The organism is Roseovarius halotolerans, from assembly GCF_900172255.1.
In the GTDB taxonomy this organism is placed as follows: Bacteria; Pseudomonadota; Alphaproteobacteria; order Rhodobacterales; family Rhodobacteraceae; genus Roseovarius; species Roseovarius halotolerans.
The window spans coordinates 491838-514532 of sequence record NZ_FWFU01000004.1; the positions used below are offsets into that span (position 1 = coordinate 491838).

Sequence of the window (22695 nt, forward strand, 5' to 3'; positions counted from 1 at the left end):
ATGCATCCCGCCCCTTCTGTCATCATCTTCACCACGCTTTCCGGGCTTGGGTTCGGGCTTCTTGTCTGGCTGGGCATGGGGTTTCCCTTTGTCACGGGATGGGTGGCTTTTGCCTTTTTCGCGATCGCCTATGCGCTGGCCGTGGGCGGGCTCATGGCCTCGACGTTTCACCTCGGGCATCCCGAACGGGCGCTGAAGGCGTTCACCCAATGGCGGACAAGCTGGCTGAGCCGAGAGGCATGGGTCAGCGTCGCGGCGCTGATCGTGATGGCGCTCTATGGTGCAGGGCTGGTGTTTCTTGGCGCCAAATGGACCGCCCTTGGGTGGCTGGGCGCGGCGCTGTCGCTGCTGACGGTCTATTGCACCTCGATGATCTACGGGCAGCTCAAGACCGTGCCGCGCTGGAAAACACCGCTGACGCCGGCGCTGATGCTGGCGATCGCGTTGGCGGGCGGCGCGCTTTTGGCCGGGCAAGCCCTGGCGGCATTGATCCTGCTACCGGTGGCGGCGGTGCTTCAGGTGCTGTGGTGGGTGCGCGGCGACATGGCCCTGAGCCGGAGCGGCACCGACATGGCCAGCGCCACGCAGCTTGGCGATATCGGCGCGGTGCGCGCCTTCGAGCCGCCGCATACCGGGACCAACTACCTCTTGCGCGAATTCGTTCACGTGGTCGGGCGCAGGCATTCGATCAAGCTGCGGATCATCGCGCTGATCCTGGGATACGCGCTGCCGGTGGTGCTTCTGCTGGCGCCGTTCACGCATCTGATGGCGTTTCTGGCGGTGGTGTCGCACCTGGCCGGAATCGCCGCCTCGCGCTGGCTGTTCTTTGCAGAAGCCGAGCATGTGGTCGGCCTCTACTACGGCAAGCGCTGAACGGGCGGCGCGGGACGCCGCCGGGCAACTATTCGTCTTGCCCGGTCCATTGTGCGATCTTGGGATCGAGCCGGTTGGCGCGAAAGCGTTTCCAGCGCACCCGAATACCCCAGGCGAAAGCGGCAAGCAGGGTCAACAGGATGATGTTGAACCACGGGATGATCCGCTGATCCGGCCCCGTGGCCGCCTCGACCGCGACCGCATTGGGATAGATCGACAAGAACTCGTTGCGCCATCCGTAATGCGTGACGACAACCCATTGCGGACTGGCGGCGTTCTTCTTTGAAATGAGATCCGAAGCCTCGGCCTGAAGGTTCGAGGTATCGAACTTGAAGTAGGGCGGCCAACCCCAGCCGGTATCCTCGTTGCGATAGATCATCGGCTTGTCATTGGTGCGGAAGGTCTGAATGAAGAACACGTCGCGATTGGTGCTGGTCATGTCCTCGCCGGTGTCGGCCCCGGACCAGAACAACGAGTTGTCCCCCGGATCGACGCGCTTTTCGTAGGTGTCGGTGATCCGGCCGATATCGTGCTGCGGCAGCGTGTAGTGCAGGAACGCCACCACCAAGAGCCAGAACAGCCCCCAGAATCCCCATTTGACATAGACCATTCCGGCCCCCTCACATGAAATTCGTCACATAGATGATCACCGCGATCACGGTGACCGGGATGACATAGACCAGCAGGATCAGCCTGCGCCTGAGCGAATGCTCGTAGTCGGTCATCCCTGTCTCGATATAGGTATCCTTGTCGCCGGGCCTACCCGTTTCCTCCCATTCGCGCTCGAGTTTTCCGCGCCGGACCGCGCGGGACCAGAGCGAGATCGCCACGTAGATGACCGTCAGGGCAATGAAGCCGAACACCACGAGTCGCACAAATGCCAGCATTCAGGCCCCGCCCATGTCTGTAACCATTTGCACCTGAATAAGGATTGATCCGCCCCGGCGCAATGACAGCATGCCGGGTGACGGGCGGCCACACGGGCCGCCCGGAGGGGCTTCAACCGATCACATTGAAGTCCGGTCCGTAGGGATAGCCGGTGATGTTCTCGTTGCCGTCGGGCGTGATCACCAGGATATCATGCTCGCGGTAGCCCCCTGCACCGGGCTGTCCCTTGGGCAGGGTCAGCATCGGTTCCATGCTGATCACCATGCCGGGCTGAAGGATCGTGTCGATATCCTCGCGCAGTTCCAGACCGGCCTCGCGCCCGTAATAGTGGCTCAGCACCCCGAAGGAATGGCCATAACCGAAGGTCCGGTATTGCAGGAGGTCGCGTTCCTCGAAGAAGGCGTTGATCGCGTGGGTCACCTCGGCGCAGCTGATCCCCGGTTTGAGTAGCGATATACCGTATTCATGCGCCGCGACATTGGCCTCCCAGATCCTGAGGCTGGCATCGTCCACCTCGCCCAGGAACATGGTGCGCTCGAGCGCGGTGTAATAGCCCGAGACCATCGGAAAGGTGTTGAGGCTCAGGATATCGCCGCGTTCGAGGCGGCGCGCGGTCACCGGGTTGTGTGCGCCATCGGTATTGATCCCCGACTGAAACCAGACCCAGGTGTCGCGGTATTCGGCGTCGGGGAAGCTTCGGGCGATCTCCTGTTCCATCGCGTCGCGACCGGCCATTGCCACGTCGATCTCGCGCACGCCTTCCGCCACCGCCTCGCGGATCGCATAGCCGCCAAGATCGGCCACCCGCGCGCCTTCGCGGATCAACGCGATCTCGGCGGGGGACTTCCACAGGCGCTGGCGCATGGTCGCAGCGGCGACATCGACCATCGTAAGCGGCTTCAGCACATCCTCGAGCGCATCGCGCTGTTGCAGGGTCAGGTGATCGCCCTCGTAACCCACGACACGGTTTTCCCCGGCCACCGACAGGACCGCACGCCAGAAATTGCCGCGCTGCCAGTCCGTGTAGGTGATCGCGTCACCATATGAGCGCCGCCAGGGCTGCCCTGCGTCGATCCCCGCGCTGATCGTCACGCAGTCGGTGTCGGTCACCACAAGGCCGTAGGGGCGCCCGAACGCGCAATAAAGGAACCCGCTGTAGTAGGCGATATTGTGCATCGAGGTGAAGACGACCGCCTGCGCGCCGGCATCGTCCATGATCTGGCGCAACCCTTTGAGGCGGGCTTCATATTCGATTTCGGCAAAGGGCAGCTTGGCCTTTTCGCCATTGTGGAAACGATACATTTCAGGACGTGCAGTCATGACGACCCTCCTTCGACAAGAAAGGTCCCGGCGTTCAGGACGGTTGGATTGCCGGCCCCGTGGAGCGACGCCATCGCCCCGGCCCGAACCCTTCCTTGCTGATCCTGACGGTTCTGGCAAGATGGTTTGCGACACCTTCAGAGGATTTTGACCACAATGCGCGCCTTGCCCGGACCCAGAAACCTGATTACCGACGTGCCGGGCCTGATGGTGGGCAATGCCCATGATGCGGCGGTCAGAACCGGCGCCACCGTCCTGTTGGGCGATGCGCCCTTCGTCGCCGGGGTGCATGTGATGGGCGGCGCGCCGGGAAGCCGGGAAACTGACCTGCTGGCCGCCGACAAGACCGTGAGCGAGGTCGACGCGCTGGTGCTGTCGGGGGGCTCGGCCTTTGGTCTTGATGCGCCTTCGGGCGTGGCGGATGCGCTGCGTGCTGCGGGGCGCGGCTTTGCCGTGGGCGACCAGAGGGTGCCCATCGTGCCCGGCGCGATCATCTTCGACCTGCTGAATGGCGGTGACAAGGACTGGCCCGAAAACCCCTACAAACGCCTTGGCGCAGAGGCGCTGGCGGCGGTCGGGGCGGACTTCGCTCTTGGCTCTGCGGGGGCGGGGATCGGGGCGACCACGGCCAATCTGAAAGGCGGGCTTGGCTCGGCGTCGATGGTGCTGGAGTCCGGGGTCACGGTAGGCGCACTGGTGGTGGTCAATGCGCTTGGCGCGGCCACGGTGGCGGATGGACCGCATTTCTGGGCCGCTCCGTTCGAGATCGGCGACGAGTTCGGCGGCCTCGGGCCTGCGCCTGCCTATCCATATCCCGACCTGCCGAAAACCAAGCTGTCACAGCACGCCAATACCACCATCGGCATCGTTGCGACCGATGCGGCGCTGACGAAACCGCAATGCACGAGGCTGGCCACCGCCGCGCATGACGGTCTGGCGCGCGCCCTTGTGCCTGCGCATACGCCGATGGATGGCGATCTGATCTTTGCAGCCGCGACCGGCGCGCGATCGCTGAAGAACGAGGTTGCAGACAGCCTGGCGATCGGCCATGCGGCGGCGACCTGCATGGCGCGCGCGATTGCCCGCGCCGTCTATCTGGCGGCGCCCGCGCCGGGCGATACCCTGCCCGCCTGGTCCTCGCTCAGCCGATAAGCGCTTGCACCATCTTGCTGTCGGGCTCGGCCAGGGCGTCGATCACATCGAAATGATGGCGGCCCTCGGCCTCGACCACGGGGCATTCCCATGCCTCGCCCAGCCAACGCGCCTGATCCAGAAACGCTGGACGTTCCGACGCCCCGACCCAGACGGTCACCGGGATATCCATCGGCTGCATCAACACCGGGCTTTCGGCGCGGGCCGCCGCCATATCAAGCCCGAGCTGCGCATTCATCGAGGTCTTGAGAAGCGGACGCAGGTCGGCGACGGGCGAGATCGGCACGACGCTATGGATGCGCTGCGCCACGTCATCTTGCAGCACGCCTGCCACCGCCATGCGCGCCACCAGATGACCACCGGCGGAATGGCCCGCCAGAGCGATCGGGCCATAGATTTCAGCCGCTGCCGTGGTTACCGCGCGGGCGATCTGGCGGGTAATTTTGCCAATCGTGACATCCGGGCAAAGATCATATGAGGGCATCGCCACGGCCCAGCCCCGCGCCAGCGCACCAGCGGCCAGATGCGACCAATAGGAACGGTCGAACCTGAGCCAGTAACCGCCATGCACGAAGACACAGAGACCGGTCGGTTCCCCCCTTGGGAGGAAGAGGTCAAGCGCCTCGCGCGCGCCCGGCCCGTAGGCATGGTCCAGCCGGGCATGGCCGGTCTCGCTCATGGCCTCGCGAAAGGCCGCAGCCTTTGCCGCCCAACGGGCCGGATAGGCATCGGCACCCGCGATATGGGCCGCATTTGCATAGGCGTCGTCCAGTTCCATCGCAATATCCCGCTGGTTAGGCTGGACAAGCCTAACGCAAGATGGTTTGCCTTTGCGAGACCAATCCGAAAAGGGGAAACGCCATGACCAAGACCGACCTGAAATCGCTACTCAAGGACCCAAGCCTGCTGGCCGAACAGGCCTATCTGGCAGGGGAATGGGCGGATGGCGACCACGGCACGTTCGAGGTCACCAACCCCGCACGCGGCGACGTGATCGCCAATGTGGCCGACCTGAGCCGCGCGCAGGTGGCCAAGGCCATCGCCGAGGCCGAAGCCGCGCAGAAGGAATGGGCGCGCTGGACCGGCAAGGAACGCGCGGCCGTGCTGCGCAAATGGTTCGACCTGATGATGGAAAACCAGCACGATCTGGGCATCATCCTGACCGCCGAACAAGGGAAGCCGCTAGCCGAGGCCAAGGGCGAGATCGCCTATGGCGCCAGCTTTGTCGAGTTCTTCGCCGAAGAGGCCAAGCGCATCTATGGCGAGACCATTCCCGGCCACCAGCGCGACAAGCGCATCACCGTCATCAAGCAGCCCATCGGGGTTGCGGCCTCGATCACGCCCTGGAACTTTCCCAACGCGATGATCACCCGCAAGGCGGCACCCGCGCTGGCCGCAGGCTGCGCCTTTGTCGGACGCCCGGCAGCCGAAACGCCCTTGTCCGCAACGGTTCTGGGAGTTCTGGCCGAACGCGCGGGCATTCCCAAGGGCGTGTTCAGCATCGTCACCTCGTCGCGCTCGTCCGAGATCGGCAAGGAGTTCTGCGAGAACCCGACCGTGCGCAAGCTGACCTTCACCGGCTCGACCGAGGTGGGGCGTATCCTGCTGCGCCAGGCCGCCGACAGCGTGATGAAATGCTCGATGGAACTGGGCGGCAACGCACCGTTCATCGTGTTCGACGACGCCGATCTGGATGCCGCCGTCGAGGGCGCGATCATGTGCAAGTTCCGCAATAACGGCCAGACCTGCGTCTGCGCCAACCGGATTTATGTCCAGGCCGGTGTCTACGATGCTTTCGCCGAGAAACTGAAGGACGCCGTCAGCAAGCTGAAGATGGGCGACGGACTCGATGAAGGCGTGGCGCTTGGGCCGCTGATCAACTCGGATGCCATTGAAAAGGTTCAGGAACACGTGGCCGACGCGAAATCCAAGGGCGCCAGCGTGATCCTTGGCGGCGGCGATCCGGTGCAGGGCGAGGGCTATTTCCTGCCCCCGACCATCGTGACCGGTGCGACGCAGGACATGCAGTTCGCCACCGACGAGACCTTCGGCCCGCTGGCGCCGCTGTTCAAGTTCGAGGACGAGGACGACGTGATCGCGATGGCCAATGACACGATCTTCGGTCTGGCCAGCTATTTCTATGCCAAGGACCTGAGCCGGGTCTACAAGGTGGCCGAAGCGCTGGAATACGGGATCGTCGGGGTCAACACCGGCATCATCTCGACCGAGGTCGCGCCGTTCGGCGGGGTCAAGCAATCGGGGCTTGGTCGCGAGGGCAGCCATCACGGGATCGATGAATTCCTGGAGATGAAATACATCTGCATGAGCGTCTGAGCCCGAATCGGGGTCAAGCCTCTGGTTAACAAGGCAAAACCCGCTTCGGTATCGCACCGGTAAAACGTCGGTATCACATCGGTATCAAGCACAGCCGCGCGCCCCCTAACAGGGCGCGCGGTTTTTTGCGCGTGACGCCGTGTTGCCCTCGCCCGCAATGGCCCGATCAGGATAGACTGGCACCGTGCCCGAAGACCCGAAGGAGCCGACCATCATGACCCGTCTTATCGCCACCCTCCCCGCCCTTGCCCTGACCATGGCCCTGACCCTTGCAGGCCAGCCGGGCAACGCGCAGGAGGAGCCCCGCACGATCAGCGGATCGCTGAGCTACATGCAAAAGATCGCCCTGCCCGACGACGCCTCGGTCACGGTGGCGGCGACGGGCGCCTTCGGCACGATCCTTGGCGAGGTCCAGTTCGGCACCGAGGGACGGCAGGTGCCGATCCCCTTCAGCTTGGATGTCCCGGCGAAGCTGTCGGGCCGGGTCGGCGCGGTGATCCGCATCGCCGGGCAGCCGCGATGGCTGGTCGAGGACGTGCCGTTCAAGGCGGGCGATGAGGCAGTTGACCTCGGCGCACTGAGGCTGAGTCAGGTCACGCCGCTGGCTTTTGCCACGCGATACGATTGCGGCGGTAGCGAAGTTGAATTCGGCGTGCTGGGTGAGCGCGCGATACTGCGTGTCGACGGACGCGACATCGAGATGGAGCAGGTCAGGGCAGCATCCGGCGCGCGCTTTGAGGCGGTCGGGAACAGCAGCACCGAGTTCTGGTCGAAGGGCGACGCCGGCATGCTGACCGTGGAGGGACAGGAGATGCCCGATTGCACCCGGATCGACGAAAGCGCCCAGCCCTATCGCGCAGGCGGCAACGAGCCGGGCTGGCAGGTCAGCATCGGGGAAAATGAGGTGGAACTGATCGCCGATTATGGCGAACTGAAGCGAAGCGCCCTGCGGCCCGAACCCGAGGTCACGCCGGGGGCGTATCTGTTCGACATGCAGGGGATTGGCGCGCGCCTGACGCTGGAGGACAGGCTGTGCCGCGACGACGCCACCGGAATGCCGCATCCGCATCACGCCGCACTGGCGCTGGACGAGCGTGTACTGCGCGGATGCGGCGGCGACCCCGCCAGCCTTCTGACCGGCGGCGAATGGCAGATCGAGGACATGGGCGGTGCGGGAATCGTCGACAGATCCGCCCCCGCCATCAGCTTTGACGCGGGCGGGCGCGTGGCGGGGACCAGCGGCTGCAACCGGTTTATCGGAGGCTATGAACTGACGGGTGAGGGGCTGTCATTCAGCCAGATGGGTGCGACGCTGATGGCCTGCCCCGATGCGTTGATGAAACAGGAGCGCCGCCTGCTGGACGCGCTGGAACAGGTCCGGCGTTTTGATTTCGACGAGACCGGCGCGCTGTTGCTGATCGGCGGCCCCGAGGATGCCACGCTGCTGAAAGCGCGGCGGATGATGTAAGCGATGTGGGCGGCCCGCGATGGCGGGCCCGCCCTTTAGGTCCGGGGCGTGATCAGTTCACGCATTCCGCATCGACGACATCCTTGTCGCGCGATTTGCCAGCGCCGCTGGCGATCGCGATGCGGCGCGGTTTGAGCGCCTCGGGCACTTCACGCACGAGGTCGATATGCAGCATCCCGTCGGCATGGGATGCGCCGGTGACCTTGACGTGATCGGCCAGCTGGAACTTGCGTTCAAAGGCGCGGGTGGCGATGCCGCGATGCAGGAAGCTGCGCGCGGAATCGTCCTCGGCCTTACGGGCAGAAACGACAAGCGCGCCATCCTTCACCTCGACGCTGAGATCGCTGTCGGCGAAACCGGCAACGGCAATCGAGATGCGATAGGAATCATCGGCGGTCTTTTCGATGTTGTAGGGGGGATAGGTGGGCTGGCCCATGTCGCTGGCAAGGACACGATCCATCATGTCGGCGATCTGGTCAAAACCCACGGTGGCCCGGTACAGGGGCGCAAGGTCGAAGTTACGCATTGGTCATCCTCCTTTGAGCGATACCTCATGTGATGCCTTCCCGAAGGGACAGGCAAAAACTGCGCGACCCGCAAAGCGGCGTCGGGCAGAATTGATTTGGGATGCGCGCGCGGCGCTTTCAAGACCCCTGCGCGGAGTCAGGGCCGCGCGAAACGCGCGCCCGAGGCGCGGTGCCCCTCGCCCACCTGCACGCGCAGAAAACCGCCATTTGCAGGTTGTGCCGGTCTGGCGGCACGCAGATCGCGCTTGAGCGCATCGACCAGCGCGGGAAGCTCCATGCCATAGGCGGTGGTGCCAACGGCATCGCTCGACCCGCCGCTGACCAGCGACAGGATGCGCGCGCGGTGCCCGTCACGGGTGAAAACCGGCGCACCCGATGATCCGAAAGTGACATCGCAGTCGAACTGCATCAGCCCCCCGCCGAATGCCTCGAGCCCGCAATCACGCTGCCATGAGGGCGCGGAGTCGCGGTCGCGGCCATAGGAGACGACGCTGAGGCGCAGGCCCGCGCGCGGTGCGCCATGCAGCACGAAGGGATCGGCCAGCGCGGATTGAATGGGTGTTTCCAGTTCCAGAAGCGCCGCGTCGTTGCGCACGTTCTCAGCGCTCATCCCGCCCAGCGGGTCATAGGCCTTGGGCGCGACATGGCGGGCAACGCCGCGTTCAGCGATGGTCTTGCCGTCGCGCAGCCCGGCGCGAAAGCGCATGGTCTCGGGAGCGATCCTGTTGCCCTGCCGATCAAAGACGCAATGGGCGGCGGTCAGCACCAGATCGGGCGCGATCAGGACGCCGGTGCAATAGCCCGAAGCGCCCTGCTCCACGCGGCCCACGGCCTCCCATCCGAAAAGGTCGTCTCGGTCGGTCAGACGGATGAGGCCACTGTTCTGCGATGCCGCCGGGCTTGCAAGGAGAGCGGCGAACAGCGCCGCGCCCAGAATGCGATGCCAGCTGTTCATGGCTTGGCGAACTTGGCGCCGGTGTCGCGTCTGCCGCCCGTGGTGAACATGCGCCGGGGTTGTGGCGTAACGCTGTTCTCGTCGAGCATCGGCAAAAGCTCGGCCAGCGGCCCTTCAAGCTGCGTTCCAAGCGAGACCTTGCGCCCGTCCATCTCGGCCATGGCCGACACGACGGAGACCACGCGCGGCGCTCCCCCCTCGAAGGAAAAGATCGGCGCACCCGAGGCCCCGAAATCAACGTCGCAGGAGGTAATCAGCACACCCTGCCGACGCAGCATCACGTCGCAGACTTCCTGCAGCGAGGGCGCATCGGAACGCCCGCGCGCATAGCTGACGACGCCGATGCGCTGCCCCTTGCGGGGGCGGATATCGGTCTCGAACGGGATGACGCTGGTGTTGCGGATCGGGTGGTGCAGTTCCAGCAATGCGATGTCATTGCGCACCCGATTGCCCGGATCGGTCTCGGAAAAATCATAGGACGGGTGGATCACCGCGCGGCGCACCTGGCGATAGGCCGAGGCGCGGCCGTTGCGCCAACCGGCCAGGAACTCGATCCCGGTGGGGTCGATCTTTGCGCCGCTTGCCTTGTCGAACAGGCAATGCGCCGCTGTCAGCACGATCCGCGGTGCGATCAGCGCGCCGGTACAGAACCCCAGCCCGTTGATATCGAGACGCCCCACGGCCTCCCAGCCGCGCCCGTCATCGCCGGTATCAAGGCGCTCGAGGCGGCTGTCCTGCGCAGCCGCGACCCCCGCCAGGAAGACGGCGACGAAGATGATCAAATGTCTGAGCATGGCCCCTCCGGCGATACTGGCCATTTGGCTAGCAACGGTTTGGGGCGAAATTAGGGCGCGCCGCGCAGGTTCGGCACCTGCGGGCCGGCGTTGTGGCCGGGGCGCATCGCCGGGGGCATCGGCCCGCCCGTGGCCCAGTCCAGCAGTTCGACGGTATGCACCACCGGCACGTCCGCCCCCGACCCGATCTGCATCATGCAGCCGATATTCCCGGCGACGATCACCTCGGGCTGGCAGGCGGCCAGCGTGCGCAGCTTGCGCGCCTTCAACTGCCCCGAGATCTCGGGCTGCATCAGGTTGTAGGTGCCCGCGCTGCCACAGCACAGGTGGCTGTCGGCGGGTTCCACCACGCTGAACCCGGCGCGCTTGAGCAGGTCCTTGGGATAGCTCTTGATCTGCTGGCCATGCTGAAGCGAACAGGCCGCGTGATAGGCGACCCTGAGCCCCTTGTCTGCGCCCTCGGGCAGATCGAGCTTCATCAGCAACTCACTGATATCCATAGTGATTTCCGACACGGCGGCGGCATCTTCGGCCAGCGCCTCGCCCCGGAACATATGGCCGTAATCCTTGACGGTCGTGCCACAGCCCGAGGTGTTGATGACCACCGCATCAAGCCCTTCGCCGCGCATCTCGCGGGTCCAGGCGCGGATGTTCCTGGCCGCCGTGCGGTGGCTTTCCCCGGTCTTGCCCATGTGATGCGTGAGCGCCCCGCAACAGCCCGCGCCTTCGGCGACCACCACCTCGCAGCCCAGCCGGGTCAGCAGGCGGATGGTGGCATCATTGATATCGGTATTGAGCGCACGCTGCGCGCAGCCGGTCATCAACGCCACCCGCTTGCGGCGCGGCCCCTTGGGCGCAAAGCTCTGGGGGTCGTCGTTGCGGCTGACCGGCGGCACCTGCCTGGGTGCCATCTCGAGCATCGCCCTCAGCCGCGCATCGGGCATGAGGAACGCGAAAGGCCGCCCGATCTTCGCGCCCAGCAACGCCAGCCGGAACCGCCCGGGATAGGGCAGGATCCGCGCCAGGATCCAGCGCAGGGCACGATCGCCGAAGGGCCGCTTGTAATTGCGCTCGATATAGTCGCGCGCGTGATCGACAAGGTGCATGTAATGCACCCCCGAGGGGCATGTCGTCATGCAGGCCAGACAACTCAGGCAGCGGTCGATATGCTTGACGGTCTTCGCGTCAGGTACCCGCTCGTTCTCGAGCATGTCCTTGATCAGGTAAATCCGCCCGCGCGGGCTGTCGAGCTCGTCACCGAGCACCTGGTAGGTCGGACAGGTGGCGGTGCAGAACCCGCAATGCACGCAGGCCCGCAGGATCTCGTTCGAGCGCGCGATGCCCGGATCGCGAAGCTGCTCTTCTGTGAATTCCGTCTTCATTCAGTCGCTCGCCATTTGGGCCGGACCGTCCATCAGGCCGGGGTTGAGCAATCCGCGCGGGTCGAACTTGCGGCGCAGCCCTTCCTGCAGGGCCGCCACCGGCGCGGGCAGTGGCTGAAAGGTCCCGCCGCCCGCCTCGCCGCGAATGCGTGTCGCGTGGCCGCCCGTCTCTGCCAGCGGCGTGCGGATCTTCGCGGGCGCGGTGCCGCGCGGCACCAGCAGCCAGACAAGACCGCCGCCCCAGTCATAGATCGCCTCGGAACCGGGCAGCGCGGCCACGATACCGGGTGCGTCCGAGGGTTTCACGGAGAGGCGCCAGACATCGCCGTCGCGCCCGTGAAAGCGCCGCAGGTCGCGCAGGTCGCGCCATATTCCGGCAACAGCCTCACCGTCGTGGTCAAATCCGAGATCGCCGAACTGCGCCAGCGCCTCCTGCAACCGTCCGGCGCGATAGGCAACCGAGCCCTGCGATCCTTCCAGCCGGATCAGCGTCCGCGCCGGCCCGTCGCCGCCACCCGGCAGATGCGCTGCACCGCTCACCTCGAAGGGCGAGGCCAATGCACGCGACAGCGCGGTTATGGCACTGGCATCATCCTGGCCCGTGATCTCGACCGTGCCCGCGCTTTTCGCGCCGGGCAGCACCTTGAAGGACAGTTCGGTCAACACCCCGAGCGTGCCGAAACTGCCCGCCATCAGCTTGACAAGATCATAGCCGGTCACGTTCTTCATCACCCGCCCGCCATTGCGGATGACCTGCCCGCGCCCATCCACGAAGCGCACCCCCAACAGGAAATCGCGCGCCGCGCCCACCTGAATGCGCCGCGGCCCCGAGACATTGGCGGCGAAAACCCCACCGATGGTGGGCTCTCCACTGGTGCCGAGCAATCCGCGATGATCCATCGGCTCGAATGCCAGCCGCTGCCCTTCGGCCGCAAGCGTCGCCTCGATCTCGGCCAGCGGCGTGCCGGCGCGCGCCACCATGGTCAGCGCGCCCGGCTCGTATAGCGTGATCCCGCTCAGGCGCCGCGTCGTCAGCGGCACGCCGTCGCGCGCGCCCCCAACAGGGCGCGTCCCGCCGCCCTGCACCCGGAACGGCGCTTCGGCCCCGGCCAGGATGGCGGCCAGCTCGGCCTCGCTTTCAGGTTCCATTGTCTTCATCTTGCCAAAAATACTCCGGGGGAGTCGCCGCTTGCGGCGACGGGGGCAGCGCCCCCTTATGCTGCGGCGTCCCTGCGGGCGGCGCTCGATTGCAGGGGAAAAACCTTGGCCGGATTCAAGAGCCACCCGGGATCGAACACATCCTTCACCGCCATCTGGATTTCAAGGTCTTCCGGCGCATACTGGTCGATCATCAGGTCGCGTTTCTCGATGCCCACGCCATGTTCGCCGGTCAGGCAACCGCCGACCTCGACGCAAAGCTTGAGGATCGCCGCGCCGAACGCCTCGCAGCGCTCCAGATCGCCGGGCTTGTTGGCATCGAACAGGATCAGCGGGTGCATGTTGCCATCGCCCGCGTGAAACACATTCGCCACGTCCAGCCCGAATTCCCCCGACATCTCGCCGATGCGCTTGAGCACATGGGGCAGCTGGCTGACCGGGATGGTGCCGTCGAGGCACATGTAGTCGTTGATCTGCCCCATCGCGCCGAAGGCGGATTTGCGGCCCAGCCAGATGCGCGCGCTCTCCTCGGCCGAGTTGCTCTGGCGCAGCTCGACAGGGTCATGAGCACGGGCGATTTCGATAATGGTTTCAAGCTGTTCGTCGATCTCGGCGTCCGACCCTTCGACCTCGACGATCAACAGCGCCTCGCAATCGGGGTAGCCCGCACCGGCAAAGGCCTCGCAGGCGCGAATGCAGGGGCGGTCCATGAACTCGATCGCGACCGGCAGCACCCCGGCCTTGATGATATCGCTGACGCAGTGGCCCGCGACCTCGTTCGAATCAAAGCCGATCAGCACCGGGCGCGCGCCTTCGGGCTTGTGCAGGATGCGCAGGGTCGCTTCGGTCACCACGCCAAGCTGCCCCTCGGAGCCGCAGATCAGCCCCAGGAGGTCATAGCCCGCCGCATCGAGATGCGCGCCCCCGAGCTCGATCACGGTGCCATCCATCAGCACCATCGTGACCCCCATAAGGTTGTTGGTGGTGACCCCGTATTTCAGGCAATGCGCGCCGCCCGAATTCATCGCGATGTTGCCCGCGATGGCACAGGCAAGCTGGCTTGACGGGTCCGGCGCGTAGAAGAAGCCCTCGGTCTCGACGGCGCCGGTGACCGACAGGTTCGTGCGTCCGGTCTGAACGCGGATGAAGCGATTTTCGTAATCCGTTTCAAGCACTTCGGTCAGGCGCGCCACGCCAAGGATCACGCTGTCGGCACTGGGCAGAGCGCCCCCGGCGAGCGAGGTTCCCGCCCCGCGCGGCACCACCGGCACGCTCATTTCGTGACAGATGCGCAGTGCCTCGGCGACCTCTTGCGTGGAGCCCGGCAGCACAACCGCCATGGGCGCGCATTTATACGCGGTTAGCGCATCGCATTCATAGACGCGGGTTTCGGCGGGGTCCGAGATCACCGCGTCGCTGGGCAGAGCGCGGTGCAGGCGGGCGACCAGTTCGGATTTCCGCGCGAGAATCGCCGGGTTGGGCGGGGGCATGTCCATGTAACGTCTCCTATTGGTAATAAAATATAACCAATCATGAGGGGCTGGCAAGTTGTTCTTCGGCAGGATAATCTGAAAGAATGGACTGGACGGATCGGCTCAGCCTCTTTTCGCCGCTTGATTACTGGGCGGTCGGCCTGCTGTTCGGCAGCTGGATCGTGATCGGCTACTTCATTGAAAACCCTCCGAAATCCCGCCCTTCGGTATCTGTTCTGATGGCGCAATACCGGCGCGACTGGATGGTCCAGATGATCACGCGGCAACCGCGCATCTTCGACGCGCAGATCCTTGCCACGCTGCGGCAGGGGACGTCGTTCTTCGCTTCGGCGACGATGATCGCGATCGGTGGCTGCCTGGCGCTGTTTGGCAACATGGAGCGGTTCATCGGGGTCGCCGAAGACCTGACGCTGGGCGCCGACCCCAACATCGTTTGGGAAGTCAAGGTATTGGTATTGCTTGTTTTTCTGGCGAATGGATTCCTCAAGTTCGTGTGGTCGAACCGGCTGTTCGGGTATTGCGCGGTCTTGATGGCGGCGGTGCCGAATGAGCCTGAGAATGCGCTGTGCCAGAAACGGGCGGCCAAGTCGGGGGAGATCAACATCACCGCGGCGAGAAGCTTCAACCGGGGTCTGCGATCGGTTTATTTCGCTTTGACATCAACGGTTTGGCTACTTGGCGCCGAGGCGCTGATCGTCGCGGTGGGGTTCACCTGCCTTGTGCTCCTGCGGCGCGAATTCGCCTCGCAGTCGCGCGCCGTCCTGATCCAGACCGAGTAGAAAAACCGTACGAAACGTCCGTTTTGTACAGCGGTTTTGTACGAAATCTGCGCGACACCTTTTTGCAGTCCGAGGCCGGGGGGCCAGCCCCCCGGACCCCCCGAGGTATTTCGGGCCAGATGAAGGGCTGGGCGCGGTCCTAGCGGCGGCCTTCGCGCAGCCAGCCGCCGACGACCAGCGCAGAGATCAGCAGCAGCACTGCCCAAGCCGGGAGGAGCGCGGTTTGCGTCACCGAGGCGGTCTCGAAAGCGCCGCGCGGGGTGAGGCCGATCCAGCCGCGCCCGGCGGCGGGGCGACCGGGGCGCACGTCGCGGATGCGGGGCATGCCGTCTTCGAGGGCGAGCGCGCCGCCGCCGCTCTGTTCGAGCATCGGGGCGAGGGGGGCGGCGCTGGCGATGGTCTGTTCAAATTCGACCGGCGCGGCGGGGCCGAGGCCGATCACCGCGCTCTGATCGCCATTCTCGAGCCGGTAGAGGCCGATCTCGGGGCCGCCGAACTGGGTCTCGAAGCGTCCGGGGCTGACCTCTTCGAGGGACCGCTCGAAGGTTTCGCCTGAGGGGCTGGTGATGGTCACGTCACCGATATCACCCGAAAGCGAGCGGCGGATGATACGCATCCGCTGGCCGGTGGCTTCGGCCCAGAGGGCTTCTTCCTCGAGTTCGGGTTCCTTCATCATCCAATGCGCGAGGCGGCGCAGCAATTCGAGCTGCGGTCCGCCGCCCTCGTAGCCGCGGTTCCAGAGCCAGGCGTGATCCGACGCCAGGAGCGCGATGCGGCCTTCGCCGACGCGATCGAGCACCAGCAGCGGGCGATCGTCCTTGCCCGTCATCACCATGTCGCCGGCGGTCTGTTCGACCTCGATCTGGCGCATCCAGCGGCCCCATTCACCGTCGAATTCCTGTTCCAGCCCGGCGGTGACCGGATGGCGCTGCCCGAGTTCGCTGACCTTGGGGCGGTAACGTTCCTCGATCACGCGGGCGGTCGGGCGCGCGGGCACGATGGGTTCGATCGGTGTGCGATACAGGCTGTCGGCGCTGGCGAAATCAGGACCCGCCGCGATCAGCACCGCACCGCCCTTCTCGACGTAGTTGCGCACGTTCTCGAGATAGATCGAGGGCAGGATGCCGCGCCGCTTGTAGCGGTCGAAAATGATCAGGTCGAAATCGTCGATCTTTTCGAGGAACAGCTCGCGCGTGGGAAAGGCGATCAGCGAGAGTTCACGCACCGGCACTCCGTCCTGTTTCTCGGGGGGGCGCAGGATGGTGAAATGCACGAGGTCCACCGAGCTGTCCGATTTCAGCAGGTTGCGCCATGTGCGCCCGCCCGCATGGGGTTCGCCCGAGACCAGCAGGACCGAGAGCCGGTCGCGCACGCCGTTGATCTGCACGAGCGCGGTATTGTTGCGGTCGGTCAGTTCGCCATCCACGTAGGGCGTCGTGAATTGCAGCACGTTGCGCCCGCCATGCGGCAGGCTGAGGGGCAGTTCGATCTCGCGCCCAAGCGGCACGTTGAAACGCTGGGGTTCGTCACCGTCGATCGAGATGTCGAGCGGCACGTCGCGGACGCCTTCGGGGGCGGCGCCCTCGTCGGTGATGGTGAGGGTCATGCTGACCTCTTCACCGAGGATCGCGAAGGCGGGGGCGTTGTCGATGCGCAGGCGGCGATCCCAGTCATCGGAGCGCCCGGTATGCAGAAGGTGCAGCGGCGCGGGCATGTCGGGCGCGCGGTCCATGTCGTGGATGCGGCCATCCGAGAGCAGGATCGCCCCGGCGATGCGGCCGCGCGGTTCTTCGGCCAGGGCTTCGGACAGCGCGGTCATGGCCTCGGTCCCGGCATTGTCGGTGCCGTCGGGCACGGTGATGCGGCGCAGTTCGGTATTGTCGCGGGCCTCGATCCGGGCGGCCAGGGTTTCGGCGGCACTGGCGGTGGTTTCGCCGCGTTCGGCGAGGCGCTGACTGGCGCTTTCGTCTTCGAGCAGGAGCACGATGTCGGTCAGCGGCTTGCGGTCCTCCTGCTGGTAGACGGGGCCGGTGAGAGCCGCGAGGATCACCGCCCCCGCCAACGCCCTGAGCGGCCAGCCCGAGAGACCCCGGACGAGCGCAAGCGCGATGCCACAGGCCGTCACCAGCGCCAGAAGCGCGATCAGCCACCAGGGCAGGAGCGGGTCGAAGACGATGGTCGAGGTCATGGCGTCATTGCCCCAGCCTGTCGAGAAGTGCGGGCACATGCACCTGGTCGGATTTGTAATTGCCGGTCAGCACATGCATCACGAGGTTGACCCCGAAGCGATAGGCCAGTTCACGTTGGCGTTCACCGGCATAGCCGCGGCCCACCGGCAGCATCGGGTTGCCGCGCGAATCCACGGCCCAGGCAGAGGCCCAGTCATTGCCGCCGATCACCACCGGGGTGACGTTGTCGTTGAGGTTGCGAAACGGCATGCCGTCGATCTTTTCGGCATCGGGCGGTGCGGCTTCGACCCAGACGGGGCGGCCCGAATGGCGGCCCGGAAAATCCTGCAACAGGTAGAAGGCGCGGGTCAGGACGTGATCGTCGGGGACCGGTTCGAGCGGCGGGATGTCGAGGGGCTCGGCGAGGCGTTGGAGCATCTGCCCGTTGGGTGATGACGCACCGAAGCCCGCGACATTGGCGTCGCGCGTATCAAAGAGGATCATGCCACCGCTGCGAAGGTAGGTGTTGAGCCTTGCATAGGCCTCTTGCGAGGGAAGCGGCTGTTCGGGGGTGACGGGCCAGTAGAGCAGCGGGTAGATGGCCAGGTCATCGGTTTCGAGATCGACACCGATGGGCGATGCGGGTTCGACCGAGGTGCGGAAGAACAGCGTTTCCGAGAGCCCTTCGAGCCCGGCGCGGGCGGTATCGTCAAGCGTGGCATCGCCGGTCAGCACATGCGCCAGCACCACTTCGGAGGCTGCGCGCAACTCCTTGTCGCTGGCGGGTGGCGTGGCCTGGGCGCTGGCGCCGTCGGGCAGGAAAACCGACGCCATGAGGATCGCGAGACCAAGGCTGGCGGCGCTGCGGGTGGCGGGGGCGGGTATCAGCCGCCCCGACAGGGCCAGCGACGCGATGATGTCGGCAAGCAGCAGGAGCGCGGCAAGCCCCAGAAGCCAGCCACCCAGCGGCGTTTCGGGCGCGCGCGCCAGCCCTTCGACGGGGATGCTCGCGGGCCATGTGCTGGGCGCAAGCGTATCCTCGGCCTGCATCACGTTGCGCGCCAGCCGCCGGTCCGGCCCCTCGTAGAGGCCGGGGGGCAGATCGGGGCCGAGCGCGTCGGAAATCAGGCGTTCGCCCGCGATCCCCGGCAGGGTGCCCGCATCCTCAAGCTGGCCGAAGCCGTCAAGCACCTGCACCGGCTGCCAGGTGGTGCCCTCCATTTCCGCAAGGTCGGGCAGCGCCACGGCCGACGAAACCGCGAGCCGTTCGAGCATCTGCACGAAGAGGCCCGAGAGCGGCAGCGAGGACCATTCGGCATTGGCGGTGACGTGGAACAGCACCACCTGCCCCGCGCCGACCCGTTTGCGGGTGACAAGCGGGGTGCCGTCGGAGAGCTGCGCGATCACCCGCTCGGCCAGCACCGGATCGGGCTGCGCCATGACCTGCGCCGATACGGTCACGTCCTGGGGCACGTCCAGCGCCGCGAACGGGCTGTCTTCGGGGAAGGGCGCGAGGGTCTTGGGTTCGCCCCAGCTCATCGCGCCGCCGACGCTGCGGCCACCGGCGCGAAGGCGCACCGGCATCAGGGGGTTTTCGCTGTCGCGCGACACGTCCGAGGCGGCAAGGCGCGGGCCTGCAAAGCGCAGCAGCAAGCCGCCCTGATCCATCCAGTCGAGCAGGGCCTCTTCCTCGCCGGGGGCGAGGGTTGCGACATCGGCAAGGACGATCACGTCGGGATTGGCGGGCAGGATCTCGAGCAGCGCGCCGTCCAGGATTTCCGCCGAGGGCTGAAGCGCCTGTTCGAGGTAATGCAGCGGCGAGAGGAGTTCGAGCCCCTCGCGGTCCTCGCGCCCGGCGATCAGCGCCACTTCGCGGCGCTTGAGGCTGTCATCGGTCAGCGTGACGGCCCCGGCGGTGCCCTGCCCTGCGACCTGGAACCGGGTGATGCGGGCGCGCAGTTCGGCGGGAAGGGAAAGCGCGCCATCGGCGGTGGTGGCGTCATCCTCGAAGCGCATCGGCAGGGTGGCCAGCAGGCGCGCGTTGCCCTGGGGGTCGCGGCCGTGGGCCTCGATGGTGATGTCGCGCGCAGTGCCGGCGCGGGCACGCAGGGCGGTCAGCTGCACGGTGCCGTCCTCGATCACGACGGGGGTCAGCGCGATCACCGGCGCGGGGCTTTCATGCACGGTGACGGTGCCCTGGCGTTCAAGTGCGGCAAGCAGAGCGTCGCGGCCGGGGCGCGAGAGGCCGTCGGAGAACCAGCGGGTTTCAAGCGTGCCTGCGCCAAGCGCATCGCCCAGCCCGCCATCGAGCGCTGTGTCGAGGGCGGCGAGGGCCGCGTCATTCATGGCGGGGGTCGGCGAGAAGGGCGCGGGCTCAAGACCGGTGAGGCGGCTGCGCCAGTCCTCGGCGGCGCGAAGGACGGGCGGTTCGGGCTGCGAGAGGCGCAGGAACGCCACGGGACGCGAGGCGCGCCCGGCCTCGGCCAGAAGGGAATCGAGCAGGCCGATCTGCGCAGACCAGTCGCGCGCACTGGCCCAGCTGGCGTCCTGCACGATCAGCATGGGACCGCGCGGGGCGTCGGCGCCACCGGCACGCGGGTTGAGCACCGGACCGGCCAGCCCGACGATCACCGCCGCCACCGCAAGCATCCGCAGCAGCAACAGCCACCACGGCGTGCGGTCGGTCACGCAGTCGTCGTCGCGCAACCCCAGAAGCAGCGCCACACCGGGAAACCGCCGCCGGATCGGCGCGGGCGGCACGGCGCGCAGCAGGATCCACAGCACGGGCAGCGCCGCGAGCGCCAGCAAGAGCCAAGGCGCGGTAAAGCCGATTGCGCCGGGGATCATCGCCTGCCCCCGCCGTCAAACGCGCCATAGAGCCAGAGCAGCGCCGATTGCGCACTGTCGGATGTGTGGTGCAGCCCGTATTGCCAGCCGGTCACGGCGCATAGCGATTGCAGCTCGGATTTGCGGGTGGCGAGGCGTTCGAGATAGCGGTCGCGCAGCTCGGAGGCCTTGAGCGTTTCATGTGCCATCGAGCCGCCCATGCTCTCGAAAATGGTGCGGCCGCGATAGGGAAAGGATTCCTCGGCCGGGTCCAGGACATGCAGCATCGCGCCCTGCACGCCACGGTCGGCGGCGCGGGTCAGGGCCTTTTGCACGCCGTCGAGCGGGCCAAGAAAATCCGACACGAACAGCGCGCGGCCATGCGCGAGAAGCCCGCGCAGATCGGGCGTGCCGTAATCGGCATCGCTGTCCTGTGTCAGCGCCTCGGCGAGGCGGGCGATCTGCGCCTGCCCGCGCCGGGGCGGCAGGGCATGGCCGGTGAGGCCGACACGTTCGCCCGCGCGATCAAGCAGGATCGCGACCGCCAGCGACAAGAGCCGTGCGCGGTCCGATTTGCGCGGCAGGTTGTCATCGGAGGTAAAGCGCATCGAGGCCGCGTCATCGACCCATATCATCACGCTCTGGGCGATCTGCCATTCGCGCTGGCGCACGAATTCGGCGTCCGATTTGCCCGAGCGCCGCCAGTCGATATCGCGCCGCGCGTCGCCATGCATCACCGGGCGGTATTGCCAGAAGTCATCGCCCATCCCCGAGCGCCTACGGCCATGTTCGCCCAGAAGGACGGTCCCCGCCAGTTGCTCGGCCCGCGCCAGAAGAGGCGGCAGCGGGGCGGCTTCGGCCTCGGACCGGGCGCGAAGACGGGCGGCTTGGGTCACGCGGCGGCCTCAGCGCGGGTGATCTGCGAGACGGTCTCGGCGATCAGACCCTCGAGGCTTTCGCCGCGCGCCCGCGCCGCGAAATTGAGCGCCATGCGATGAACGAGCACCGGCTGCGCCATCGCCGCCACATCGCCGATATCGGGCGCAAGGCGGCCCTGCAGCATGGCGCGCGCGCGCACCGTCAGCATCAGCGCCTGTGCGGCGCGCGGGCCCGGCCCCCAGGCAACGTCCTTTTGCACCGCTTCGGAGGCGGAGGAATCTTCGGGCCGGAAGGCGCGCACCAGATCGAGGATGGTTTCGACCACCGAATCCCCCACCGGCATCCGGCGCAGCAGGGTTTGCGCGGCGATCAGTTCCTCGGCGGTGAAGACCTGGAAGGATTCGGTTTCCTCGGCCCCGGTGGTGGCCAGCAGGATGCCGCGCTCGGTGTCGCGGTCGGGATAGGGGACGTCGATCTGCACCAGGAAGCGGTCAAGCTGCGCCTCGGGAAGCGGGTATGTGCCCTCCTGTTCGATCGGGTTCTGGGTGGCAAGCACATGGAAGGGCGGCGTGAGCGGGCGGTTTTCACCCGCGACGGTGACCTGGCGTTCCTGCATCGCCTGCAGCAGCGCCGACTGGGTGCGCGGGCTGGCGCGGTTGATCTCGTCCGCCATCAGGAGCTGACAGAAGACCGGGCCGGGAATGAACTTGAAGGCGCGCCCGCCATCTGCGCCGGTTTCCAGCACTTCGGACCCCAGAATGTCGGCAGGCATCAAATCTGGCGTGAACTGGACGCGGTTGGCGTCGAGGCCCATCACGGTGCTGAGGGTCTCGACGAGGCGGGTCTTGCCAAGGCCGGGAAGCCCGATCAGCAGGCCATGCCCGCCGCACAGGAGCGCCGAAAGCGACAGGTCCACCACCCGTTCCTGGCCGATGAAGCGCCGGGTGATCGAGCTGCGGGCCTGGGCCAGCTTGTCTTCGAGGGCCTCGATCCCGGCCAGCAGATCGGCGTCATCGGTCATGGCAAAACTCCTGTCGAGATTATATCCTTGTGTATGAGTGTATCGCGCGAGACCGAAATGGCAAAAGCAATGAGCAAGGACATGATCACGAGCCCGTCAGCGGAAAGCCTGGCCGAGGCGGTGCGGGCGGCCCAAGGCAAGGGATTGCCCCCTGTCCACAAGTGGAACCCGGAGTTTTGCGGCGATCTGGACATGCGGATCGCGGCGGACGGGACATGGTTCTACCAAGGCACGCCGATCAACCGGTTCGCGCTGGCGCGGCTGTTTTCCACCATCCTGCGGCGCGAGGGCGACAGCTATTTCCTGGTGACCCCGGTCGAAAAGGTGGGAATCACCGTCGATGACGCGCCTTTCGTGGCGGTGGATGTCGAGGCCGAGGGAAGCGGCGCGGCGCAGGAACTGATATTCGAGACGAATATGGGCGAGCGGGTGGTCGCCGGCCCCGACAACCCTATCCGCGTCGAGCGCGACGAGGAAACCGGAGAGCCGCGCCCCTATGTGATGGTGCGCGACGGGCTGGAGGCGCTGATCGACCGCAAGAGCTTTTACCGGCTGGCCGGCATCGGCACAGAGCATGATGGCTGGTTCGGGCTCTGGTCAGGAGGTGCCTTCTTTGGCATCATCCCGCAGGCGGATCTTTCCGAGGGCTGACCGGCACGCGCCTATGTGCCATGATAC

20 protein-coding genes are annotated in these 22695 nt (G+C 66.2%); 6 read left to right on the top strand and 14 right to left on the bottom strand.

The window, feature by feature from the left end:
* Entirely contained in the window at positions 1-873 is an 873-nt protein-coding gene (locus ROH8110_RS17170; RefSeq protein WP_085818960.1) for a dimethyl sulfoxide reductase anchor subunit family protein, read from the top strand.
* A 28-nt stretch (positions 874-901) separates the two neighbouring features.
* Here the strand turns inward: ROH8110_RS17170 and ROH8110_RS17175 are convergent, their stop codons facing one another.
* The 3 genes from ROH8110_RS17175 to ROH8110_RS17185 all read right to left on the bottom strand — a co-directional run bounded on the left by ROH8110_RS17175 (position 902) and on the right by ROH8110_RS17185 (position 3081).
* The gene (locus ROH8110_RS17175) at positions 902-1483 is read right to left on the bottom strand and encodes a DUF1523 family protein (protein WP_085818961.1); all 582 of its coding nucleotides are present in this window, start codon (positions 1481-1483) and stop codon (positions 902-904) included.
* A 10-nt stretch (positions 1484-1493) separates the two neighbouring features.
* A complete protein-coding gene (locus tag ROH8110_RS17180; protein ID WP_085818962.1) occupies positions 1494-1760 on the bottom strand; it encodes a hypothetical protein in 267 nt (88 codons plus the stop codon).
* A gap of 112 nt (positions 1761-1872) precedes the next feature.
* The gene (locus ROH8110_RS17185) at positions 1873-3081 is read right to left on the bottom strand and encodes an aminopeptidase P family protein (RefSeq protein WP_085818963.1); all 1209 of its coding nucleotides are present in this window, start codon (positions 3079-3081) and stop codon (positions 1873-1875) included.
* Between the two features lie 156 nt (positions 3082-3237).
* Between ROH8110_RS17185 and ROH8110_RS17190 the strand changes: the two genes are divergently transcribed.
* Positions 3238-4233, top strand: coding sequence for a P1 family peptidase (locus tag ROH8110_RS17190; protein WP_085818965.1), 996 nt, complete (start codon positions 3238-3240; stop codon positions 4231-4233).
* Here ROH8110_RS17190 and ROH8110_RS17195 read toward each other — a convergent pair.
* Positions 4223-5011, bottom strand: coding sequence for a hormone-sensitive lipase (locus ROH8110_RS17195; protein WP_085818967.1), 789 nt, complete (start codon positions 5009-5011; stop codon positions 4223-4225). The two genes, ROH8110_RS17190 and ROH8110_RS17195, sit on opposite strands and share 11 nt — an antisense overlap.
* An 83-nt stretch (positions 5012-5094) precedes the next feature.
* Between ROH8110_RS17195 and ROH8110_RS17200 the strand changes: the two genes are divergently transcribed.
* Complete coding sequence (locus ROH8110_RS17200; protein WP_085818968.1) at positions 5095-6567, top strand: NAD-dependent succinate-semialdehyde dehydrogenase; 1473 nt, start codon at positions 5095-5097, stop codon at positions 6565-6567.
* Between the two features lie 214 nt (positions 6568-6781).
* On the top strand, positions 6782-8035 hold the full coding sequence (locus ROH8110_RS17205) for an META domain-containing protein (RefSeq protein WP_245962873.1): 1254 nt from the start codon (positions 6782-6784) through the stop codon (positions 8033-8035).
* A 52-nt stretch (positions 8036-8087) separates the two neighbouring features.
* Here the strand turns inward: ROH8110_RS17205 and ROH8110_RS17210 are convergent, their stop codons facing one another.
* From ROH8110_RS17210 to ROH8110_RS17235, 6 genes are all read right to left on the bottom strand, one after another.
* Positions 8088-8561, bottom strand: a complete 474-nt coding sequence (locus tag ROH8110_RS17210; protein WP_085818969.1) for an Hsp20 family protein — start codon at positions 8559-8561, stop codon at positions 8088-8090.
* Positions 8562-8698: 137 nt separating this feature from the next.
* Positions 8699-9517: a trypsin-like serine peptidase gene (locus tag ROH8110_RS17215; RefSeq protein ID WP_085818970.1), complete on the bottom strand. Its 819-nt coding sequence runs from the start codon at positions 9515-9517 to the stop codon at positions 8699-8701.
* Positions 9514-10311 (bottom strand): trypsin-like serine peptidase, encoded by a 798-nt coding sequence (locus tag ROH8110_RS17220; RefSeq protein ID WP_085819077.1) that lies wholly within the window; start codon positions 10309-10311, stop codon positions 9514-9516. Before ROH8110_RS17220 ends, ROH8110_RS17215 begins: the two co-directional genes overlap by 4 nt.
* Before the next feature lie 50 nt (positions 10312-10361).
* Positions 10362-11693 carry a glycolate oxidase subunit GlcF gene (gene glcF / locus ROH8110_RS17225; protein ID WP_085818971.1) on the bottom strand — a complete coding sequence of 444 codons (1332 nt, stop codon included), beginning with the start codon at positions 11691-11693 and terminating at the stop codon, positions 10362-10364.
* On the bottom strand, positions 11694-12842 hold the full coding sequence (locus tag ROH8110_RS17230; RefSeq protein WP_085818972.1) for an FAD-binding protein: 1149 nt from the start codon (positions 12840-12842) through the stop codon (positions 11694-11696). It abuts the gene before it with no gap.
* Between the two features lie 65 nt (positions 12843-12907).
* Entirely contained in the window at positions 12908-14347 is a 1440-nt protein-coding gene (locus ROH8110_RS17235) for an FAD-linked oxidase C-terminal domain-containing protein (RefSeq protein ID WP_085818973.1), read from the bottom strand.
* A gap of 80 nt (positions 14348-14427) precedes the next feature.
* On the opposite strand from ROH8110_RS17235, the gene ROH8110_RS17240 reads away from it, so the two are divergent.
* Complete coding sequence (locus ROH8110_RS17240; RefSeq protein ID WP_085818975.1) at positions 14428-15123, top strand: DUF599 domain-containing protein; 696 nt, start codon at positions 14428-14430, stop codon at positions 15121-15123.
* Between the two features lie 139 nt (positions 15124-15262).
* Here ROH8110_RS17240 and ROH8110_RS17245 read toward each other — a convergent pair whose 3' ends face one another.
* From ROH8110_RS17245 to ROH8110_RS17260, 4 genes are read right to left on the bottom strand one after another with little or no spacing between them, the layout of a single operon-like run.
* The gene (locus tag ROH8110_RS17245) at positions 15263-17311 is read right to left on the bottom strand and encodes a DUF7408 domain-containing protein (RefSeq protein ID WP_085819078.1); all 2049 of its coding nucleotides are present in this window, start codon (positions 17309-17311) and stop codon (positions 15263-15265) included.
* 4 nt (positions 17312-17315) lie between these two features.
* Complete coding sequence (locus ROH8110_RS17250; protein ID WP_085818976.1) at positions 17316-20138, bottom strand: DUF4159 domain-containing protein; 2823 nt, start codon at positions 20136-20138, stop codon at positions 17316-17318.
* Positions 20135-21013, bottom strand: a complete 879-nt coding sequence (locus ROH8110_RS17255) for a DUF58 domain-containing protein (protein WP_085818977.1) — start codon at positions 21011-21013, stop codon at positions 20135-20137. Before ROH8110_RS17255 ends, ROH8110_RS17250 begins: the two co-directional genes overlap by 4 nt.
* Positions 21010-22017 (bottom strand): AAA family ATPase, encoded by a 1008-nt coding sequence (locus ROH8110_RS17260; protein WP_085818978.1) that lies wholly within the window; start codon positions 22015-22017, stop codon positions 21010-21012. Before ROH8110_RS17260 ends, ROH8110_RS17255 begins: the two co-directional genes overlap by 4 nt.
* 69 nt (positions 22018-22086) lie before the next feature.
* On the opposite strand from ROH8110_RS17260, the gene ROH8110_RS17265 reads away from it, so the two are divergent.
* Positions 22087-22668 (top strand): DUF1285 domain-containing protein, encoded by a 582-nt coding sequence (locus ROH8110_RS17265; RefSeq protein WP_085818979.1) that lies wholly within the window; start codon positions 22087-22089, stop codon positions 22666-22668.
* Positions 22669-22695: the final 27 nt, after the last annotated feature.

What these genes read in the sequence shown, in the direction of transcription:
- ROH8110_RS17170 (WP_085818960.1), top strand. Translation starts at nt 1, where the DNA reads ATGCATCCCGCCCCTTCTGTCATCATCTTCACCACGCTTTCCGGGCTT.
- ROH8110_RS17180 (WP_085818962.1), bottom strand. Translation starts at nt 1,760, where the DNA reads ATGCTGGCATTTGTGCGACTCGTGGTGTTCGGCTTCATTGCCCTGACG.
- ROH8110_RS17200 (WP_085818968.1), top strand. Translation starts at nt 5,095, where the DNA reads ATGACCAAGACCGACCTGAAATCGCTACTCAAGGACCCAAGCCTGCTG.
- ROH8110_RS17205 (WP_245962873.1), top strand. Translation starts at nt 6,782, where the DNA reads ATGACCCGTCTTATCGCCACCCTCCCCGCCCTTGCCCTGACCATGGCC.
- ROH8110_RS17260 (WP_085818978.1), bottom strand. Translation starts at nt 22,017, where the DNA reads ATGACCGATGACGCCGATCTGCTGGCCGGGATCGAGGCCCTCGAAGAC.
- ROH8110_RS17220 (WP_085819077.1), bottom strand. Translation starts at nt 10,311, where the DNA reads ATGCTCAGACATTTGATCATCTTCGTCGCCGTCTTCCTGGCGGGGGTC.
- glcF (WP_085818971.1), bottom strand. Translation starts at nt 11,693, where the DNA reads ATGAAGACGGAATTCACAGAAGAGCAGCTTCGCGATCCGGGCATCGCG.
- ROH8110_RS17235 (WP_085818973.1), bottom strand. Translation starts at nt 14,347, where the DNA reads ATGGACATGCCCCCGCCCAACCCGGCGATTCTCGCGCGGAAATCCGAA.
- ROH8110_RS17190 (WP_085818965.1), top strand. Translation starts at nt 3,238, where the DNA reads ATGCGCGCCTTGCCCGGACCCAGAAACCTGATTACCGACGTGCCGGGC.
- ROH8110_RS17210 (WP_085818969.1), bottom strand. Translation starts at nt 8,561, where the DNA reads ATGCGTAACTTCGACCTTGCGCCCCTGTACCGGGCCACCGTGGGTTTT.
- ROH8110_RS17230 (WP_085818972.1), bottom strand. Translation starts at nt 12,842, where the DNA reads ATGGAACCTGAAAGCGAGGCCGAGCTGGCCGCCATCCTGGCCGGGGCC.
- ROH8110_RS17185 (WP_085818963.1), bottom strand. Translation starts at nt 3,081, where the DNA reads ATGACTGCACGTCCTGAAATGTATCGTTTCCACAATGGCGAAAAGGCC.
- ROH8110_RS17245 (WP_085819078.1), bottom strand. Translation starts at nt 17,311, where the DNA reads ATGACCTCGACCATCGTCTTCGACCCGCTCCTGCCCTGGTGGCTGATC.
- ROH8110_RS17175 (WP_085818961.1), bottom strand. Translation starts at nt 1,483, where the DNA reads ATGGTCTATGTCAAATGGGGATTCTGGGGGCTGTTCTGGCTCTTGGTG.
- ROH8110_RS17195 (WP_085818967.1), bottom strand. Translation starts at nt 5,011, where the DNA reads ATGGAACTGGACGACGCCTATGCAAATGCGGCCCATATCGCGGGTGCC.
- ROH8110_RS17250 (WP_085818976.1), bottom strand. Translation starts at nt 20,138, where the DNA reads ATGATCCCCGGCGCAATCGGCTTTACCGCGCCTTGGCTCTTGCTGGCG.
- ROH8110_RS17215 (WP_085818970.1), bottom strand. Translation starts at nt 9,517, where the DNA reads ATGAACAGCTGGCATCGCATTCTGGGCGCGGCGCTGTTCGCCGCTCTC.
- ROH8110_RS17265 (WP_085818979.1), top strand. Translation starts at nt 22,087, where the DNA reads ATGAGCAAGGACATGATCACGAGCCCGTCAGCGGAAAGCCTGGCCGAG.
- ROH8110_RS17240 (WP_085818975.1), top strand. Translation starts at nt 14,428, where the DNA reads ATGGACTGGACGGATCGGCTCAGCCTCTTTTCGCCGCTTGATTACTGG.